17 protein-coding genes are annotated in these 17,951 nt (G+C 70.8%); 8 read left to right on the forward strand and 9 right to left on the reverse strand.

All coding sequences use genetic code 11. The features are described from left to right. Positions 1 to 327: 327 nt before the first annotated feature. Both ABGB14_RS32295 and ABGB14_RS32300 read left to right on the forward strand, forming a co-directional pair. Positions 328 to 1,386 (forward strand): ThiF family adenylyltransferase, encoded by a 1,059-nt coding sequence (locus ABGB14_RS32295; protein ID WP_347647609.1) that lies wholly within the window; start codon positions 328 to 330, stop codon positions 1,384 to 1,386. Then, complete coding sequence (locus tag ABGB14_RS32300) at positions 1,383 to 2,636, forward strand: hypothetical protein (protein ID WP_347647610.1); 1,254 nt, start codon at positions 1,383 to 1,385, stop codon at positions 2,634 to 2,636. Before ABGB14_RS32295 ends, ABGB14_RS32300 begins: the two co-directional genes overlap by 4 nt. A 13-nt stretch (positions 2,637 to 2,649) precedes the next feature. Here the strand turns inward: ABGB14_RS32300 and ABGB14_RS32305 are convergent, their stop codons facing one another. From ABGB14_RS32305 to ABGB14_RS32315, 3 genes are all read right to left on the reverse strand, one after another. Further along, positions 2,650 to 4,047: an LCP family protein gene (locus tag ABGB14_RS32305; protein ID WP_347647611.1), complete on the reverse strand. Its 1,398-nt coding sequence runs from the start codon at positions 4,045 to 4,047 to the stop codon at positions 2,650 to 2,652. 113 nt (positions 4,048 to 4,160) lie between these two features. Further along, a complete protein-coding gene (locus ABGB14_RS32310) occupies positions 4,161 to 4,829 on the reverse strand; it encodes a response regulator transcription factor (RefSeq protein ID WP_347647612.1) in 669 nt (222 codons plus the stop codon). Then, positions 4,826 to 5,965 carry a sensor histidine kinase gene (locus ABGB14_RS32315; protein ID WP_347647613.1) on the reverse strand — a complete coding sequence of 380 codons (1,140 nt, stop codon included), beginning with the start codon at positions 5,963 to 5,965 and terminating at the stop codon, positions 4,826 to 4,828. The genes ABGB14_RS32310 and ABGB14_RS32315 overlap by 4 nt, the downstream gene beginning before the upstream one ends. 194 nt (positions 5,966 to 6,159) lie before the next feature. On the opposite strand from ABGB14_RS32315, the gene ABGB14_RS32320 reads away from it, so the two are divergent. Continuing rightward, positions 6,160 to 7,164 carry a carboxymuconolactone decarboxylase family protein gene (locus ABGB14_RS32320; protein WP_347647614.1) on the forward strand — a complete coding sequence of 335 codons (1,005 nt, stop codon included), beginning with the start codon at positions 6,160 to 6,162 and terminating at the stop codon, positions 7,162 to 7,164. Between the two features lie 71 nt (positions 7,165 to 7,235). Here the strand turns inward: ABGB14_RS32320 and ABGB14_RS32325 are convergent, their stop codons facing one another. Continuing rightward, complete coding sequence (locus tag ABGB14_RS32325; RefSeq protein ID WP_347647615.1) at positions 7,236 to 7,709, reverse strand: MSMEG_6728 family protein; 474 nt, start codon at positions 7,707 to 7,709, stop codon at positions 7,236 to 7,238. Positions 7,710 to 7,782: 73 nt separating this feature from the next. Between ABGB14_RS32325 and ABGB14_RS32330 the strand changes: the two genes are divergently transcribed. Then, complete coding sequence (locus ABGB14_RS32330; protein ID WP_347647616.1) at positions 7,783 to 10,059, forward strand: xanthine dehydrogenase family protein molybdopterin-binding subunit; 2,277 nt, start codon at positions 7,783 to 7,785, stop codon at positions 10,057 to 10,059. A gap of 9 nt (positions 10,060 to 10,068) precedes the next feature. Here the strand turns inward: ABGB14_RS32330 and ABGB14_RS32335 are convergent, their stop codons facing one another. Then, positions 10,069 to 10,239: a hypothetical protein gene (locus ABGB14_RS32335; RefSeq protein ID WP_347647617.1), complete on the reverse strand. Its 171-nt coding sequence runs from the start codon at positions 10,237 to 10,239 to the stop codon at positions 10,069 to 10,071. A gap of 197 nt (positions 10,240 to 10,436) precedes the next feature. On the opposite strand from ABGB14_RS32335, the gene ABGB14_RS32340 reads away from it, so the two are divergent. Beyond that, on the forward strand, positions 10,437 to 10,904 hold the full coding sequence (locus ABGB14_RS32340) for an ATP-binding protein (RefSeq protein WP_347647618.1): 468 nt from the start codon (positions 10,437 to 10,439) through the stop codon (positions 10,902 to 10,904). A gap of 75 nt (positions 10,905 to 10,979) precedes the next feature. Further along, on the forward strand, positions 10,980 to 11,786 hold the full coding sequence (locus ABGB14_RS32345; RefSeq protein WP_347647619.1) for an alpha/beta hydrolase: 807 nt from the start codon (positions 10,980 to 10,982) through the stop codon (positions 11,784 to 11,786). 82 nt (positions 11,787 to 11,868) lie between these two features. On the opposite strand, the gene thpD is transcribed toward ABGB14_RS32345, so the two are convergent. Genes thpD through ectA form a run of 4 tightly spaced genes read right to left on the reverse strand, consistent with a single transcriptional unit; the run spans position 11,869 to position 14,980 of the window. Continuing rightward, complete coding sequence (thpD, locus tag ABGB14_RS32350) at positions 11,869 to 12,777, reverse strand: ectoine hydroxylase (RefSeq protein WP_347647620.1); 909 nt, start codon at positions 12,775 to 12,777, stop codon at positions 11,869 to 11,871. After that, positions 12,774 to 13,166, reverse strand: coding sequence for an ectoine synthase (locus ABGB14_RS32355; RefSeq protein WP_347647621.1), 393 nt, complete (start codon positions 13,164 to 13,166; stop codon positions 12,774 to 12,776). The genes thpD and ABGB14_RS32355 overlap by 4 nt, the downstream gene beginning before the upstream one ends. A 29-nt stretch (positions 13,167 to 13,195) precedes the next feature. Continuing rightward, entirely contained in the window at positions 13,196 to 14,443 is a 1,248-nt protein-coding gene (gene ectB, locus ABGB14_RS32360; RefSeq protein ID WP_347647622.1) for a diaminobutyrate--2-oxoglutarate transaminase, read from the reverse strand. Between the two features lie 15 nt (positions 14,444 to 14,458). Then, the gene (ectA, locus tag ABGB14_RS32365; RefSeq protein WP_347647623.1) at positions 14,459 to 14,980 is read right to left on the reverse strand and encodes a diaminobutyrate acetyltransferase; all 522 of its coding nucleotides are present in this window, start codon (positions 14,978 to 14,980) and stop codon (positions 14,459 to 14,461) included. 521 nt (positions 14,981 to 15,501) lie between these two features. Here ectA and ABGB14_RS32370 point away from each other — a divergent pair. After that, the gene (locus ABGB14_RS32370) at positions 15,502 to 16,452 is read left to right on the forward strand and encodes a helix-turn-helix domain-containing protein (protein WP_347647624.1); all 951 of its coding nucleotides are present in this window, start codon (positions 15,502 to 15,504) and stop codon (positions 16,450 to 16,452) included. A gap of 118 nt (positions 16,453 to 16,570) precedes the next feature. Beyond that, entirely contained in the window at positions 16,571 to 17,950 is a 1,380-nt protein-coding gene (locus ABGB14_RS32375) for a PQQ-binding-like beta-propeller repeat protein (RefSeq protein WP_347647625.1), read from the forward strand. The last annotated feature ends 1 nt before the right edge of the window (position 17,951 follow it).

Consider the following 17,951-nt stretch of genomic DNA (forward strand, 5'->3'; position numbering starts at 1 on the left):
GTGCTGACGGTTCGTTCTGGCCGGTGGCCGCAGGCAACAGGCCGAAGCGCGTTGCCAGGGCGCACACGCACTCATGGTGATCTTGGAGGACGAATGAAGAAGGAAATGCCCGAAGAGGTACGACCGGAGGCCGAGGGCGAGAAGCTCGAGCTGCGCATCCGCCGGCTCGAGAAGCTTGAGACCACGATCTGGCGTGACATCAGCGGCGGCTGAATCTGAGCGCTACGGGAGCCGACCGGAATTGTCCGGCCGGCTCCCTCGTCTCCGTAACGCCGAAGAAAGGACGTCACGATGCGGATGCCAGCGATCAAACAGGTTCACCGGCCGATGGCGCTGCCCGGCAACCGGATTCTCATCGGGACCAAGCAGTTCGGCGTGGGCGCGGAGATACAGGATCATGCGGATGGCCGGATCGAGCGGCTACTCGCTCTGATGGACGGCACGAGAACCGTCGAGGAGATCATCGACGAGTTCACCGCGGCGTTTCCCTCCATGGATCGGCAGAGCGTCGGCGACGTCATCAACTCCGTCATCGACGGCGGCTTCGCAGAGGAGGCCGACGCGCCGCTGCCGGCCAACCTCACCGTCGAGGAAGCGGCGCGCTACAGGACGGCCCGCGACTTCTTCTCCTGGATCGATCTCGTCCCGCGCGAGTCGCCGTACGCGGTGCAGTCCGCCATCAAGGAAGCGGAAATCGCCCTGCTCGGCGTCGGCGGCACGGGGTCGGCGGTGGCTTCCGGGCTGGTCGCGGGAGGTGTCGGAGCGCTGCATCTCGCCGACTACGACCTGATCGAGGAGTCCAACCTCACCCGCCAGCTGCTCTACTCCGAGAGCGACATCGGCCGCTCCAAGGTGGACACCGCGGTCGCCTCCCTATCCTCGATGAACCGGCTGGTCGAAGTCACGGGAAGCGACGTGAAGGCGACCGGCCCCGACGACATCGCCGAGCTGATGACAGGCCGCGACGTGTTCGTGCTCTGCGCCGACAAGCCGTTCCCCGACATCATGCGGTGGACCAATGTGGCCGCGCTCCGGACAGGCACGCCGTGGTTCTTCAGCTTGTACGCGGGACCGATGGCCGTGGTCGGCTCCTTCCACCCCGGCGAGACCGGCTGCTGGACGTGCCTGGACCGCAGCGAGGCGCAGCGTGAGCACAAACGGGACGGCCGTTCTCTGATGCGGGAGGATCAGCCCAACGCGGTGGTCGCTGCCAGCGCCAATATCGGCGGGCACCTCTGCGCCCTTGACGTGCTGTATCACCTCGGTGGGCTGCCCCGCCAAACCCGTGGGCAGGTTTTCCACTGGAACTACGCTCGCTGGGACCACTCCTACGCCATCGAAGTCCCTTTCGACGCGGATTGCCCTGACTGCGGGTCGGCGAGGTGACACCGGCGGCCGCCGTCGGTGATCGGAGCGTCGTCGGACTGCATCCCCTGCTTGTCCGGCCCGATGACGACGACCCTCAGTACATCGTGGCCGGACGGCCCGAGATCGGTGAGTTCGCCGAGATGCCCGCCCTGTGCGGTGAGATCATCCGGTTGCTCGGCGACGGCTTGACGGTCGCCGCCGTGGAGGAGGAGATCGCCAGGAGACACGGGGTCGGCGTGGGCGTGGCCGGCGTCGTGGACACCATGCGGGAGATGGGATTCGTCGCGTCGATCGACGGACAGCCGCTGCCCGACCCGGCGCAGGGTGCGCCACGCCCTCATCTTGGCTCGCTCTCCCGGACGAGCGTGTCCTGGCTGTTCAGCAGGCCGGTCGTGCTGCTGTGGTGGGCGATCGTCGCCGCGGCCGTGCTCACCCTGCTCACCCGTCCTGATGTGTTCCCCGGCTACGAGGACTTCTTCTGGAACGAGCACGTGGGATTCGTGGTGCTGGTCAACACCGCGATGTTCTCGGTCGTCGTCACCGTCCACGAGCTCATGCATCTTTTCGCGGCGCGCTCGCTCGACGCGCCGGCGCGCATCAGCTTCGGCACCCGGCTCCACCACCTGGTCATGCAGACGGACGTCACGGCGATCTGGGGCGTGCCGCGGCGGGCGCGCTACCGCGTGTACCTCGCCGGCATGGCGTGGGACGTCCTGCTCATCGCCGCGCTGGTCCTGCTCCTCGCGCACGCCCCGCCACCCGAGCCGGTGGCCGCCCTGCTGCGCGCGCTCATGCTGGCCGTGCTGCTGAGCGTCGCCCTCCAGGCGCACGTGTACATGCGATCGGACCTGTATTTCGTGCTGCGCGATTTGCTTCGCTGCCGCAACCTGTTCGACCAGGGGTTGGCGTACGCGCGGTACCTGCTTGCGCGGGCCGTGTCCGCGGTGCGAGGGAGAGGCCGCCCGGCGGACCCGTCGACCGTCCTGCCCCCTCACGAGCGGCGGGCAACCCGGCTGTACAGCGTCTTCCTCGCCGGGGGCGCCGGCGTGGCTCTGGCCATGTACGCGTTCTACGGCGTACCGATCGTGGTCTCCTCGCTTGTGCGGGCGGTCACGGCGCTCGCCGCCGGTTTCCAGGGCGGTCCTCTGCTGACGGCGGTGGACGCGGCCATGTTCCTCCTCGTCGAGGGCGGCCTGCAGCTGTTGTACGTGGTGACGTTCCTTCGCAGCCACCGGCACTGGTTCCGGCGGCCAGCGCGGACCGGCTAGCGTGGCGTGACGATCAGGCGGCGCAGGAGTCGTGGGTCGCGTCGAAGCCCTTGATCGCCTCGTGGTCGTCGACGCGCAGCGGCTTGACCCCCTTCCAGTCGTCGCCGATCACCAGCACCAGCCGGTTGGTCTCGGCGGCGGGCACGTGCCTGGGCGCGGCCGTCACGAGGTCGCGGGCGAGGGTGGGCACGCGGGTCTCGCCGTTCGGGCCGTAGAGGATCGTGGTCCTCGCCTGCGGCTTGCGGGCCGTGTCGCCGATCTTGGCGATGTGGTAGCCGCGCTGTTCGAGGGAGGCGGCCACCTCACGGGCCAGCCCGCTGCGCCAGGTGCCGTTGCGGAGCTCGACCTGCACCTTCGACCGGGCGACCTTGGCCTGGCCGCCCTTGACGCCCTCCACGCTCTGGTCTCTGGCCACCACCCGGAACAAGCTGTCGGCCTGGGGCTGCACCCACTCGACCCGGCCCGGCTGGGTGACGGAGTAGTGCCACGGCGTGGTGATGAAACGGATGCGCCCGGCGTCCAGCCCGCGCAGGCTGAGCGCGAGATCCCTCATGACGGACGGGGTCAGGCCGCGGTCCGTCGTCACCGCCCTGGTGCCGGCGTCGAGGACGGCGAACAACCTGGCCGGGTCGGCCAGCGTCTCGCCGCTCATCACCTTCTTGACCATCGAGGCGATGAACATCTGCTGCCGCTGGATCCGCCCGATGTCGGAGCCGTCACCCATGCTGTAGCGGGCGCGCACGTAGCCGAGCGCCTGCTCGCCGTTGAGGGTCTGCCGGCCCGCGGGCAGGTGCAGCAGGGCCTTCTTGTCGCGCACGGGCTCGGGCAGGCACACCTCCACGCCGCCGACGGCGTCGACCAGGCTCTTGAAGCCGGAGAAGTCGACCTTCACGAAGTGGTCGATGTGGATGCGGGTGAGCGCCTCGATCGTCTTCCAGGTGCAGCCGATGCCGCCGGAGTTGAACGACTCGTTGATCATGCCGAGGTGCGGCCGCTGCCCCGGCAGGTCGCCGGTGGCCCGGCAGGCGGGCAGCTGCACGAGCGAGTCGCGCGGGAAGCTGACGACCATCGCATGGTCGCGCCGGGACGACACGTGGACCAGCATGATCGTGTCGGTGCGCTCACCCGCGACGCGGCCGTATTTCGCGTTGGCGCCGTCGCGCTGGTCCGAGCCGACGACCAGGATGTTGAGCGCGGTGCCGGCCACCTTGGCCGGCCGGGCGGTGCCGAGGTCGTCGGCGGTCACGTCGACGTGCTTGACGTTGCCGGTCAGCCTGGCCCAGACGCCCACGACCACGCCGACCACCAGCAGGACGACCGCCGCGGTGATGGCGATCGCCCCGCGCAGCCAGGGACGACGCCGCCGGCGGTGCGATCGTTTGCTCCGGTGGGAGGGCGGCACATCGCTCACGTGACTCCAGAGGGACGGGGCCGAGGGGCGCCGCCCATGGCCAAGAACCTCGCCGTTCAGATCTCGGCCGGTTGGACGTGCCTGAGTGTACTCAGACGAACACGCTCCGGGGCTCAGTCGGGAACGTTCCTTCGCGGGGTCACCAGCCCCGACTCGTAGGCGAACACCACGAGCTGGGCGCGGTCGCGGGCGCGCAACTTGGTCATCGCCCTGCTGACGTGCGTCTTGGCGGTGGTCGGGCTGATCACCATGTGGGCGGCGATCTCGTCGTTGGACAGGCCGCGGGCCACCAGGGCGGTCACCTCGCGCTCGCGGTTGGTGAGCGCGCCGAGGCCCTCCGGCCGCGGCTCGGGGCGGCGGGCGACGTACTCGCCGATCAGCCGGCGGGTGATGGCGGGGGAGAGCAGGGCGTCGCCGCGGGCCGCCACCCTGACACCCTGCAGCAGGTCGGCGGGCTCGGTGTCCTTGACCAGGAAGCCGCCGGCGCCCGCCCTGAGCGCGTCGTAGACGTACTCGTCGAGGCCGTAGTTGGTGAGGATCACGACGTGGACGTCGCTCAACCGCTCGTCGGAGGCGATCTGGCGGGTCGCCTCGATGCCGTCCATGATCGGCATCTGGATGTCGATGAGCGCGACGTCCGGCCGGTGCTCCAGGGCCAGGGCCACGGCCTGCCGGCCGTCTGCGGCCTCGGCCACCACCTCGATGTCGTCCTCCGCCTCCAGCAGGGCCCGGAAGCCGCCCCTGATGAGCGCCTGGTCGTCCACGAGCAGCACGCGGATCACGATGGTTCCCCCAGCGGTAGTTCTGCGCGTACGGTGAATCCGCCCTCGGGGCGCGGGCCTGCCCGCAGCCGGCCGCCGAGCGCCGTGACGCGCTCGCGCATGCCGCGCAGCCCCACGCCGGGCGTGGGCGCCGTGCCGGGGCCGGCCGTGCCGTCGTCGTCCACCTGCACGACCAGCTCGCCGCCGCCGTAGTCGATGCGCACCGCCGCCGCGGCCCCGCCCGCGTGCCGTGAGACGTTCGTCAGCGCCTCCTGCACGATCCGGTACGCCGCCCTGTCGACCTCGCGGGGCAGCTCGTGCCGCTCGCCGGAGATCGTCACCGTGGTGCGCAGGCCGGTCGAGCGGGCCCGCTCCACCAGGTCTCCGAGCCGGTCGAGGCCGCTGGCCGCGGGCTCGCCGCCGGCGTCGCGCAGCACTTCCAGCGTGGCGCGCAGCTCGCGCATGGCGTCGCCGCCCGCCTCCTGGATGGCCAGCAGCGCCGCGGGCACCTCCTCGCCCCGCTTGCGCGCCAGGTGGATGGCCACGCCCGCCTGCACCTTGATGATCGAGATGCTGTGGGTGAGCGAGTCGTGCAGCTCTCTGGCGATGCGCAGCCGCTCCTCGCTCGCGCGGCGGAGCGCGGCCTCCTCGCGGGTCCGCTCGGCCTCGGCGGCGCGCTCCTCCACCTGCTTCAGGTACGCCTGCCGGTGTCTGGCCACGGTCGCCGCCACCCCGGCCGCCAGGAACCAGCCGAGCAGCAGCGTCGTCGACTGGGTGATGGCCTGGGCGTCCTGCGGGGCGGCGGTGGCCAGGTTCGCAGCCAGGTCGACGCCCAGGTAGAGCGCGCCGGCCAGCGCCGCGAGCAGCCGGTGGCCGGCCCTGACCGCGCCGAAGACCGACACGAGCACGGGGAAGGCGGCCGACGGCCCCGGGTCGGCGTACTCGGAGAAGACGAGCATGCAGACCGTGGTCAGGGGCAGCGCGACCAGCGGCGCGCGGCGCCAGGCGACCAGCGCCAGCGAGCCGGCCAGGACCGCGGCCAGTCCGAGCGCGCCGGTGCCGGGGGCGACCAGCGCGGTGGGCGTCAGGATGGCGGCCACGGTCACGGCGAGCGCGCCGTCCATGGCCATGGGGCGCCATCGGGGCACAGAGCTCACTCCTGCACAGTAGGGCGTCGCCGCGGCCGGTTCGTCGGCGCCTGGTCGCACTTCGACGCTACTGCCGGGGAAGTAGGGGCGTCGATCCTGCTTCCCGGGGCGTAGCCGCAGGAGTCTCCGCAGCCACGACGACCGATGACCGGCCGGATACCACCATGGGGTGTCATGGATCCCATCAGAGACAGGAGCTGATGATGGCCGGCTCGTTCCGTTACGTCACCCCGGTGGAGCCGAAGGGCGCCACCGGGCGGGTGGGTGAGGTCTACGCGCAGCTCGCGGAGGACTTCGGCATGGCCCGCATGGCGGTGTTCCTGACGTTGTCGCCGTCTCCGGAGGTGCTCGCCGCGACCTGGGCCCTGCTGCGCGAGTCGCTGCTCGCGGGCGACGCGCCGAGGACCGCCAAGGAGGTTGTGGCGCTGGGGGTGTCGCTGGCCAACCGATGCCCGTTCTGCGTGGCCGCGCACACGACCCTGCTGCACGCGACCGGCGACCACCACCTCGCTGAGACCGTCGCCGCCGGTGGCACGCCCCGCGATCCCGAACTCGCCGGACTGCTGGCCTGGACCAGGAGCCGGGGCCCGGGGCCCTTCCCCGTCGTGCTCGCGCACGAGTACATCGGCACCGCGCTGACGTTCCACTTCGTCAACCGCATCGCCTCGGCGCTGCTCACCGAGAACCTGCTGCCCGCGAATCTGCAGAGGTCGCGCCTGGTGCGGAGCATGGGCGGCCGGATGATGTCCGGCGCGGTGCGCCGCACGCCGGCCGCGGGCGGAGGCCTGCCGCTGGTGGCGGACCTGCCCGTGGGGCCCGAGCCGGCCTGGGCGGCGGGCACGCCCGTCGGCGCCGCGTACGCCGCGCTGCGCGCCGCGGCGCAGGCGGGCGGCGAGCTGCTCGGGCCGGCCGCCCGCTCCGCCGTGACCCGGGCCGTCGCCGCCTGGGACGGCGAACATCCGCCGATGGGCGGCGCCTGGCTGGCCGGGCCGCTGGCCGGTCTTCCCGCCGGGGAACGGGCCGGGGCCAGGCTCGCGCTGCTCGTCGCGCTCGCGCCGTACCGGGTGACCGACGCCGACGTCGCCGCCTGGCGCGGTTCGGCGACGGACGAGGACCTGGTACGGCTCTGCGCGTTCGGCGCCATGACGGCCACGGAACGCGCCGAGGCCCTCATCACCGTCACACCCGCACTCAGGGAGGGTCGTTGACCGCGTCCCGCACCCTCGCCGTTCGGGGCCGGCGGGACTTTGGAAGGCGACCGGACTCGGCCGTCGCCTGATCAGGGTGGCAGGCGGTCCGAACGCGGCCAGACATAGTCGAGGTCGTCGGGCTCCTCGTCGCCGAAGACGGGCCGGTAGAAGCTCGGGTCCTTGCGCAGGAGCGCGGAGCGGTGGCTGAGGTGCAGCGACGGGTCGCCCAGCCAGGGCGGCAACTCGCCCGCCGCGCCGAGCTCGTCCTGCCCGCGTACGGTCGTCGTGCCGCGGGACCGGGCCAGGTCGTCCTGGATGGTGGCCGCGCAGGTGTCGGACCGGCCGAGGGCGCACCAGCGCGCGCACACCTCGAGGCCGTACCTGACGAGCGCCTCCTCGTAGCCGGCCCACATCTTCACGACCGGGTGGTGGCGCCAGCCGTAGCCGGGGACGGTGAGGGCGCGCAGGACCTGGAGCGCCTCCACGCGCTGCTTGCCGAGCCGGAGCGGGTCGAGGACCGCCGCTGTCGCGGAGAAGTCCGCATAAGGCAGGAACGTTTGCATCTATACCCCCGCTGACGTGCGCCTTCTCGCGGATGGTATGGACCGTCCGGCGGGCGGCGCGCACAATCGGGGCATGGGAGACGCGTATGTCGGCGCCAGCACGCCGCGACGGGAAGACGCCAGGCTGCTCACCGGAAGAGGAAAGTACGTCGGCGCGGTTCGTCTGCCCGGCATGGCCCACGCCCACGTGATCCGCAGCCCCATCGCCCACGGCAGGCTGCTCGGCTGCGACGCCAAGGCGGCCTGGGCGGCCGACGACGTGCTCGACATCATCACCCCCGCCGACGCCCCCGATCTTCGTCTTCCCTGCGTGAGCCTGTCGCCCGGCCAGCGCCTCCTGTCCTACCGGGCGCTGGACGACACGATCCGATACGCGGGACAACCCCTCGCCGTCGTCGTCGCCCGCACCGCGGAAGCCGCCAGGGACGCCGCCGACCTCATCGAACTGGAGCTGGACGAGCTGCCCGCGACGGTCGGGATCGAACATGCCCTGGAGGACCCCGCACCTCTGCTCTACCCCGACTGGGGCACCAACCTCTTCACCGACTTCACGCTCGGCGACGACGACTGCGCCGCCGCCGTCGAGCAGGCCGAGCACGTCGTCGAGATGACCTTCAGGATGGGCCGCCTCTCGCCGTACCCGCTCGAACCGCGTGGCGTGGTCGCGGTGTACGCCGACGACGAGCTGACCGTGCACACCTCGTCCCAGGCTCCGCACCACGTGCGCGAGCACCTGGCGGACGCGTTCGGGCTCACGCACGATCGGGTGCGCGTCGTCAGCGGCGACACGGGCGGCGGGTTCGGCGGCAAGGAGCACGTCTACCCCGACGAGGCGATCGTCTGCCTGGCCGCGATGCGCCTGGGCCGCCCCGTGAGCTGGTCGGAGACGCCGGGCGACCGGGTGCTCGCCACCCTGCCCGCGCGGGCGGCCGTGCACCGGGGGCGGCTGGCGCTCGACGGCGACGGGCGGTTCGTGGCCCTTTATGTCGACGTGCTCGGCGACATCGGCGCGCACCCGTCGAACGTCGGCGCCTCGACGTTCGCGGTGACGGCCACGACGCTGCCGGGCCCGTACCGGTTCGACCGGGCCGCGGTGCGCGTGCGCGGCGTCGTCACCAACACCACGCCGACCGGCTCCTACCGCGGCTTCGGCCAGCCGGAGGGCACCCTCACCAGGGAACGCCTGATCGACGAGGCCGCCCGCAGGCTGGGCATCGACCGGGTCGAGCTGCGGCTGCGCAACATGGTGGGGCCGGACGAGCTGCCGTACACGTCGCGCGTCCACCAGCCGTACGACTCCGGCGACTACCCGCTCGCCCTGACGACCCTGCGCGACCTGGTCACACCGGTGGAGAAGGACGACGGGCGGCGGCGCGGCATCGGCTTCTCCTGCCACGTCGAGTCCACCGGCATGGGCCCTTCGATGGACCTCAAGGCCAGCGGCATCCAGGCGGGCGGCTACGAGACGGCGATCCTGCGCATGGAACAGGACGCGTCCGTCGTCGTGTCGTCGGGGGTGGTCTCGATCGGCCAGGGCATCGAGACGGCGCTGGCCCAGGTCGCCGCCGACCGCGTGGGCGTGCCCATCGACCGGGTGCGGGTGGTGCTGGGCGACACGGCGGCGACACCGTACTCGTCGGTCGGGTCGGTCGCCAGCCGGTCGATGGCGATCGGCGGCGGGGCGCTCACCCAGGCCGCCGCCCGCCTGCGCGACAAACTCGTCGCCATCGCCGCGCACCGGCTGGAGGCGGCGCCCGACGACCTGGAGCTCGCCGGCGAGGCGGTGCGCGTGAAGGGCGACCCGCAGTCGTCGGTGACGCTGCGCGAGCTGGCCACGGCGGCCTGGCGCGGCTGGGACCTGCCGGACGGCGTCACGCCCGGGCTCGAGGAGCGCGTCAGCTACGACCCGAAGGCGTACACCTTCGCGTACGGCGCGCACGCCGCGGCGGTGGCCGTCGACCCCGAGACCGGGAAGGTCGAGCTGGAAGGCTACTGGGTGGTCAACGACTCCGGCGTGCTGGTCAACCCCACCCTGGTGGAGGGGCAGATCAGGGGCGGCGTGGCGCAGGGCATCGGCATGGCGCTGACCGAGGAGATCGTCTACTCCGAGGACGGCCAGCCGATCACCGACTATCTGCTGCCGACCACGCGCGAGGTGCCGGACATCGAGGTCGTGATGACCCAGACGCCGTCGCCGCTGACGCCCGGCGGCATGAAAGGCGTGGGCGAGTCGGGCACGATCGGCCCGCCCGCCGCCATCGCCAACGCCGTCGCGGCCGCCCTGCCGGAGATCGCAGACAAGATCACGGGCGTTCCCCTGACGCCCGCCGCTCTGTGGTCGTTGTGGTAGGCGCTGCCTCTAGGTGAGGTCTTTCAACTCCTTGCCCGCTTCGAGAAGTGCCTGCTCCAGGGCCTTCCGGCCGGCGGGCTTGGGCGCCTCCGGCCGCGCCGCGCGCCTGCGGGGCCGCTCGGCGGCGTCGAGGCGCGGTTCGGTGTCGGTCTTCGGTGCGTTCTCGTCTGGACTGCTCATGGCACAGTCCGTACCCCGTGCCGCACGCACCGTTTCCGCTCGGGCGGAAAAAGAATTCTGATTTATCGCCGAGGATTCGACCCGAACGGCCTTCTCGTGCGTACACGTTTCGACGGCGCCGAACGTCCACCCATAGGCAGGCCCTCGTGTCGAGTGAAACGTGCATTCGTTGCCCCGCCGCACCGGAAAGAGATGTCATGACCTCGCTGCGATCAGCTCGCCGGAGCCGTGTGCAGTACGCGTGGCCGCTGGTCGAAGACGTGCGCACGGTCGGCCAGGCGCGGTCGATCATTCGCGATGAATTAATCTCCCTGACGCTTTCCGACGATCTTATCGACGACGCCGTTCTCATGGTGAGCGAATTGATCACCAATGCGTTCATGTACGGCGACGGCCCCTACGAACTCGCGCTGCACGTGGACGCCAGAGAGATCATGATCGTGGTCGTGGACGGCAGCCCGTTGTTGCCCTCCCCGTCGCCGGACGACGTGTCGGCCGAGCACGGCCACGGGCTGCGGATCGTGGCCAGGCTCTCCGACGGCTTCTACGGTTGCCACCCCCAGCGCTACATCACCCATCCCGACCTCGTCGGCAAGGCCACCTGGTTCGCGCTGCCGCGCCGGGGCGCGCCCGGCAACGTGGTGCCGATCAGGTCGGGAACCTGACCGGCGGGCGATGAGTTCCGCCGCCGGCGGCGGTCTTTCCTCCGTCACCGTGACATCCGAGGAAGGACCTTCGCCATGACGACCACGCACATCCTCGAAGTCCCCGGCGTGCGGCTGCGTTACGAGGTGCGCGGCACCGGACCGCTGCTGCTCCTGCTGGGCGCGCCGATGGCCGCCGCGTACTTCGCCCCGCTGGCCGACGCGCTGGCCGGCGACCACACCGTGGTCACCCACGACCCGCGCGGCATCGCGGGCAGCGTGCTCGACGACCCCGCCGAGGACTCCACTCCCGAGCTGCGCGCCGACGACGCCGCCGCCCTCATGGACGCGCTCGGCGCCGAGTCGGCCGACGTGTTCGGCAGCAGCGGCGGCGCGGTGACGGGGCTGGCCCTGGCCGCCCGGCACCCGAAGAGGGTGCGCACCCTTGTCGCGCACGAGCCTCCCTGCCTGGAACTGCTGCCCGACGCCGCCGAGCGGCGGGCCGCGACCGAGGACATCATCGAGACCTTCCACCGCGAGGGTGTCGGGCCGGCGTTCGCGAAGTTCATGGCCACTGCCGGCTTCGACGGCGACGAGGTTCCCGACGGGGCTCCGGAGGAGCCGAGCGAGCAGGACCTGGCCGACAGCGCCCGCTTCTTCGCCCACGAGCTGCGCGGCACCACCCGTTACGTGCCCGACGCCGGCGCGCTCAGGGCCGGCCCGCCCCGGGTCGTGGTGGGCGTCGGCGCCGACTCGGGCCGGCTGCTCACCTACCGCACGTCCGTGGCGCTGGCCGGCCTGCTGGGCACGGCGCCCGTCGTCTTCCCCGGCGACCACGGCGGCTTCACGTACCAGCCGGGGGAGTTCGCGCAGACGCTGCGCAAGGCGCTGGCCGCTTCCTGACGGGCCGCCCGACGCGCGGACGCCCAGGCCGGCGCGGGGGCCTGGCCTGGGCGTCCGACTCGTACGAGTCGCGCCGCGGCTGTCAGCCGACGGGCGTGAAGTCGCGCGCGGCGATGAAGTCGGGCCGGCGCGAGGACGCGGCGTACGGCTCCACGCAGGTGTTCTCGACGCTGTTGAACACGACGAAGATGTTCGAGCGCGGGAACGGCGTGATGTTGCTGTTGGAGCCGTGCATGCAGTTGCAGTCGAACATGGTCGCCGAACCGGCGGCTCCGGTGAACACCTCGATGCCGTGCTTGTCGGCGAGGACGGACAGGCTGCTGGGGTCGGGGGTGCCGATCTCCTGCTGCTTCAGCGACGCCTTGTAGTGGTCGTCAGGAGTCTGCCCCACGCAGGACACGAAGCTCTTGTGCGACCCCGGCATGATCATCAGCGCGCCGTTGTGCAGGAAGTTCTCCGTCAACGCGATGGAGATGCTCACCGCGCGCATCCTGGGCATGCCGTCCTCGGCGTGCCAGGTCTCGAAGTCGGAGTGCCAGTAGAAGTCCTTGCCGTTGAATCCGGGCTTGAAGTTCACCCGGCTCTGGTGCACGTAGACGTCGGAGCCGAGGATCTGCCGGGCCCGGCCCACCACGCGCGGGTTGGCCACCAGGTCGGCGAAGACCTGACTGGTCTTGTGCACCTCGAAGATCGACCGGATCTCGTTCGACCCGGGCTCGGTGATCGTGCGCTCGTCCGAGAGGATCTTCTGGTCCTCCGACAGCCGGCGCAGCTCGGCGCGGTAGAGCTCGACCTCGTCGGGCTCTAGGAGCCGGTCGACGGACAGGAAGCCGTTCTCCCCGTAGGAGTTCAGCGTCTCGGCGTCGATGGGCCCGTCGTCCGGTCCGCCGTACACCACCGGGTCCTGCCGGTACAGCAGGGCGGGCTCCTTGGCGCTCCTGGTGGGGTACGGGTCGCGCTGGGTCGGGTTGAGTCCTTCGGTCAAGGTCATGCTTCCTCCTTGATCAATGGGTAGACGCCGTTCTCGTCGTGCACTTCCCTGCCGGTGCAGGGCGGGTTGAAGACGCAGACAGTGCGTACGTCGGTGTGCGCGCGGAGGGTGTGACGCTCGTGGCCGTCGAGGAGGTACATGGTGCCCGGTTCGATCCGGTGCTTCTCACCCGTCTCCTCGTTGGTGAGCTCGCCCTCGCCCTCGACGCAGAAGACGGCTTCGATGTGGTTCGCGTACCACATCGAGGTTTCGGTGCCGGCGTACAGAACGGTCTCGTGCAGCGAGAAGCCGACCTTCTCCCGGGCCAGCACCAGCCGCTTGCTGCGCCAGGTCGGCGCCTCCACGTCGCGTTCGGTCCCGGTGATGTCCTTCAGCGAGCGAACGATCATATTCTCTCCTTTCAGCCGGTTTCGGATTCTCAGACCAGGACGGCTTCGACCGAGTCGGCGATGATGTCCAGACCTTGCGCGAGTTCGTCGGGGGTCGAGGTGAGCGGCGGCAGGAGCTTCACCACTTCGCTCTCCGGGCCGGAGGTCTCCAGCAGGAGTTTCCGCTCGAAGGCCGCCGCGCAGACCGCGGAGGCGTGCGCGGGTTCGGTGAAGGCGATCCCCTGCGCCAGCCCGCGGCCCCGGGTGCCGCTCACTCCCTCGGGGTAGGCCGCCGCGAGCCGGTCCAGCGACTCCTGCACCTGCTCGCCCTTGGTGATGGTCTCCTTCTCCATCCCCTCGTCGGCCCAGAAGTGCCGCATCGCGGCGGTCGCCGTGACGAAGGCCGGGTTCGGGCCGCGGAACGTTCCGTTGTGCTCGCCCGGGTCCCATACGTCCAGCTCGGGCTTGAGCAGGGTGACGGCGAACGGCAGCCCGTAGCCGCTCAGGGACTTCGACAGGCAGACGATGTCGGGCGTGATCCCGGCCTGCTCGAAACTGAAGAACGGCCCGGTGCGCCCGCATCCCATCTGGATGTCGTCCACGATGAGCAGGATCTCGTGCTGCTTGCAGAGCTCGGCGAGGCCACCCAGCCATTCCGGGCTGGCCGCGTTCAGGCCGCCCTCTCCTTGCACGGTCTCGACGATGACCGCGGCCGGGGTGTCCAGCCCGCTGCCGCTGTCGGCGAGCAGCCGCTCGAAGAGCAGGAAGTCGGGCGTCTGGCCGTCGAGATAGTTGTCGAACGGCATCGTGAGGGTCTGCAGGGGGATCCCCGCGCTCTTGCGCTTCATCGAGTTGCCCGTCACCGCGAGCGCCCCGAGCGACATGCCGTGGAAGGCGTTGGTGAAGCTCACGATGGTGTTGCGGCCGGTGTATTTCCTGGCCAGCTTCAGCGCCGCCTCGACGGCGTTGGCGCCACCGGGCCCGGGGAACTGGACGCGGTAGTCGAGGCCGCGAGGTTTCAGGATCACATCCCGGAACGTCTCCAGGAACTCCCGTTTGGCCACGGTGTACATGTCGAGGCTGTGGACGATGTTGTCGCCGCTCAGGTACTGGAGCAGGTCCTCTTTCAGCTGCGGGTTGTTGTGGCCGTAGTTGAGCGTGCCGGCGCCCGCGAAGAAGTCGAGGAACGGACGCCCATCCTCGTCGTAGAGGTGGCTTCCCGTGGCCTTGCGGAACGTGGCGGGCCAGCCCCGGCAGTAGCTGCGGACCTCTGACTCGGTGCTTTCGAAAACGTCCATTATTTCAGCTGTCTCCTAATGGGCTTGCTGATCGAGGGGCCCGATTCGATAGAGCACCTCTGCTTGGTGATCCAGGGGGAACAACTCCTCGCCGAGGAGCGGCCGTCTCTCCAGATCCGCCCCTCGGTCACGGGCGAAGGCGGTGAACAGCCGGTCCGAGGCGAGGTTGTCCGGCGTGACGGTGGCCTCCATGAACCGGCACCCGCTGCCGGCCAGGTAGCCGAGCATGCGGCTGGCCAAGGAGCGGCCTCGCCACTTCTCGTCCACCGCGACCTGCCACACGAAGAGCGTCTGCGGCTCCTGGGGGCGGGTGAACCCGGTGATGAAGCCCCGCACGCCGTTCTCGCCGCGCGCCACGACCGAGGTGTCCGCGAAGTCCCGGCACCAGAGGACGTAGCTGTAAGGGGAATTGAGGTCAAGGATCTTTGATTCACGGGTGATGCGCCACAACTCCCGGCCGTCCTCGAGGCGGGGTGGTCCCAGTTCCTCCGTGGAGGGCGGAGAATCCGCTTGCGGTCGTGGGTGTGCTGACGACATGGACTCCGAATTTACGCGAAGAGGTAACACGGATTACCAGGCCGCCACAGCCTGACAGTTTGAGCTCCAGGTTCCGGGGTACGCCAGTTGGCTTTCCCGTTTTGGCTGGTCGGCGGGGTGGCGGAAGCCCGGCCGGCGGCTCCGCCATCGTCGCAACCGAGCAGCGAGTGCACCCTTTCGCGCGCCTTCGTGAGGAACGCCGCCGACGCCCGCCGGAGCGCCGGGGACATCGCTTGTACCGCTTGTTCGGTGCAATTTGGGGTGAAAACTATTGAGAGATTAGTCACACCCTACGTTTCATCGTGATAACAGATGGCGTGCTATCGGTTTGAATTCTCGCCATCGGTGATCGTTCCCGTTCTCCGCTGCCCACGCCGCGGGGACGCACACCTCACCGGTCCCCGCACCAGCCGGCGACGCCGTCGAGCAAGGACCGTTCGAGGACGATTCGAGGACCGGCACGGCTAGCCTCTGCTGGCGCTGCACTTGGCCGCGAAGGTGTCATCAACGGGGGAGGCTCGATGAGATCGCGCGGAGGCGCCGCCGTGCCCGGACCAGCGGAGGTCCTGGTGGCCGTCGGCGACGGGGTTCGTCTGCTGGACGTGGCAGGTCCCATGGACGTGTTCGAGGGGGTGACACGGCTGACGGCCGGCGGTTACCACGTACGCCTCGCCTCTCCTGGCGGGACGTACGTCCGCACGTCCTGCGGCGTACGGCTGGGTACCGACGTCGATCCGGCGGACATCCGGCACGAGTTCGACACGCTGCTGCTCATCGGCTGTTCCGGAGCCGCGACCGGTGAACCCGGCGCGGCCCGCCACGTACGGCGCCTGGCCAGGCTGGCCCGCCGGGTCGCCTCCATCGGCGCCGGGGCGCCGGCACTCGACGGCGTCCCGCTCCAGGGCGGCCGGCCCGCGGAACCGGGCGGATCCCGGCAGGTCGTCAAGGTGGTGCCGCACCCGATCCGCGACGGCAGGGTGCGGAGCGCGCAGGGCATCGCCTCGGCCGTCGACCTCGCGCTCACGTTCGTCGAGGACGACCACGGCGGGGACGTCGCCCACCGGGTGGCCCAATGGCTCGTACGCCGCCCCGACGGCCGGCCCGACAGCGTCGCGCGCCTGCCGCGCCTGGCGCGTGACCCCGCGCTGCGGAGCCTGCTCGGCGACATCGTGATGCGCCCGGAAGGCGAGTTCACCGTGCCCGCCATGGCGGACCGCCTGTCGATGAGCGTGCGGCACTTCAGCCGCCGCTTCTCCCGCGAGGTCGGAATGAGCCCGGGACGGTTCGTGGAACGCGCGCGGGTCGAGGCGGCACGGGCGGCCATCGAGGAGGGGAACGATCCGCTGGAGCTGATCGCGCGCCGCCACGGCTTCCTCACGGGCGAGACCATGCGGCGCTCGTTCCTCCGCCTGCTCGGAGCGCCGCCGAGCGCCTACCGCGCGCGCGACGACGCCGTCGTTTCATGGGGATGAACCCGGCGCGACCACCCTGAAACCTGCCAGGTCTCCTTTCGGGTTTCGGGCGATATGGTGTGCGAAATTCCGGGGAGGCACGGTGCATCGACGACCACATCGGCAACTCGCGTGTGGGATGCTCGCGCTCCTCGCGACGGCCTGCAGCGGGGGCGGCACTCCCGCGGAGACGGCGCCCAGCGCCCCCGTACGCACGATCGTCCCCGGCACCCCGCCACCGTCGCCCACACCCCCGCCCGCGACCGACACCGACTGGTCGATCACCATGGAGGACGACGGGGAGGCGCGATGGCGGGACGCCCAGCTCTTCGCCGCGGGTGGCCGCTTCATGGTGGCCGCCGGCAACCAGCTGCGCGCGATCACGGACAAGGGCAAGCAGGCCTGGAAGCGCACCTTCCGCGGTGACGCGGAGGTCTCGGTCGCCGACGGCGTGGTGATCGTCACCCACCGGAAGGGCGGCGCGTCCACGTGGCCGCCGCCCAACGTGGTCATGGGCCTCGATCCCGCGAACGGCAGGACGTTGTGGAAGGCCACCTCCTCGCCGTACGGGTCGGTGGTCGGCGAGATGGTGTACACCCCTGTCTGCCGCGGGGAGCAGACCGAGCGGCACGACGACTGCCGGCTCAGCGCCAGGGACGCGCGCACCGGGCAGGTCCGCTGGACGATCCTCGCCGAGCACGTCGCCACCGTGACCGGCAGGGCCGGCGGCGTGCTCACCATGACCACCCGGCCGAAGGGCTACCGGGGCAAACACTGGCTCATGACCCTCGACGCCTCGTCGGGCGGGCGGCTCGGCGTACGCGTCGAGAAGGAGCGGTTCGGCGGAGAGCTGCTCTACCCCCGCGGCCAGCAGCGGGTCTCCGGGCCCACCTACCTCACCGGCGGGTTGTTGATCATGAGCAGCAAGAAGGACCAGGTCAAGACGTTCAAGGAGATGTGCCGGCTGGACCTGGTCGCGCTGAACGCCAGGACCGGGGCCAGGAAGTGGAAGGGGCGCGTCAGGCTGGCCGACGCCGAGCGGGACAGGCAGTGCAGGTACGGCCTGCCCGACGTCTCGGCCGACGGCGGCGGCCTCTTCGGGGTCGACGAGCGCGGCCGCCCGCGGGTCGTGGACCTGGCCACCGGCCGGACCCGCTGGACGGGCGGCAAACCGGGCACGATCCTGACCGGCGACTCCAGGACGGTGCTGGTCAAGGAACTGGTCGACGAGAAGGAGACGCTCACCCTCTACGACCTCTCCTCGGGCAAGGCCCGCTGGAGCGACGGCGAGCCGCTCAAGGTCTGGGGCAGGCTCGGCGCCGTTCTCCTCGGAGACCGGCTCCTCGTCCGTCCCGCCGACTGCTACCGCGACAACTGCTACGTCCGGGTCTACGACCTGTCCAAGGGCCCTCTCGACACCGCGCCCGCCGGTGAGTACGCCGGCGCCGGCGACGGCTGGGTCGCCACCCGGGAGACCTCCGGCACGACCACGACGTTCAGCCTCAGCCGTACCGGCTGAC

This window comes from Nonomuraea sp. B10E15, assembly GCF_039871615.1.
GTDB lineage: Bacteria > Actinomycetota > Actinomycetes > Streptosporangiales > Streptosporangiaceae > Nonomuraea.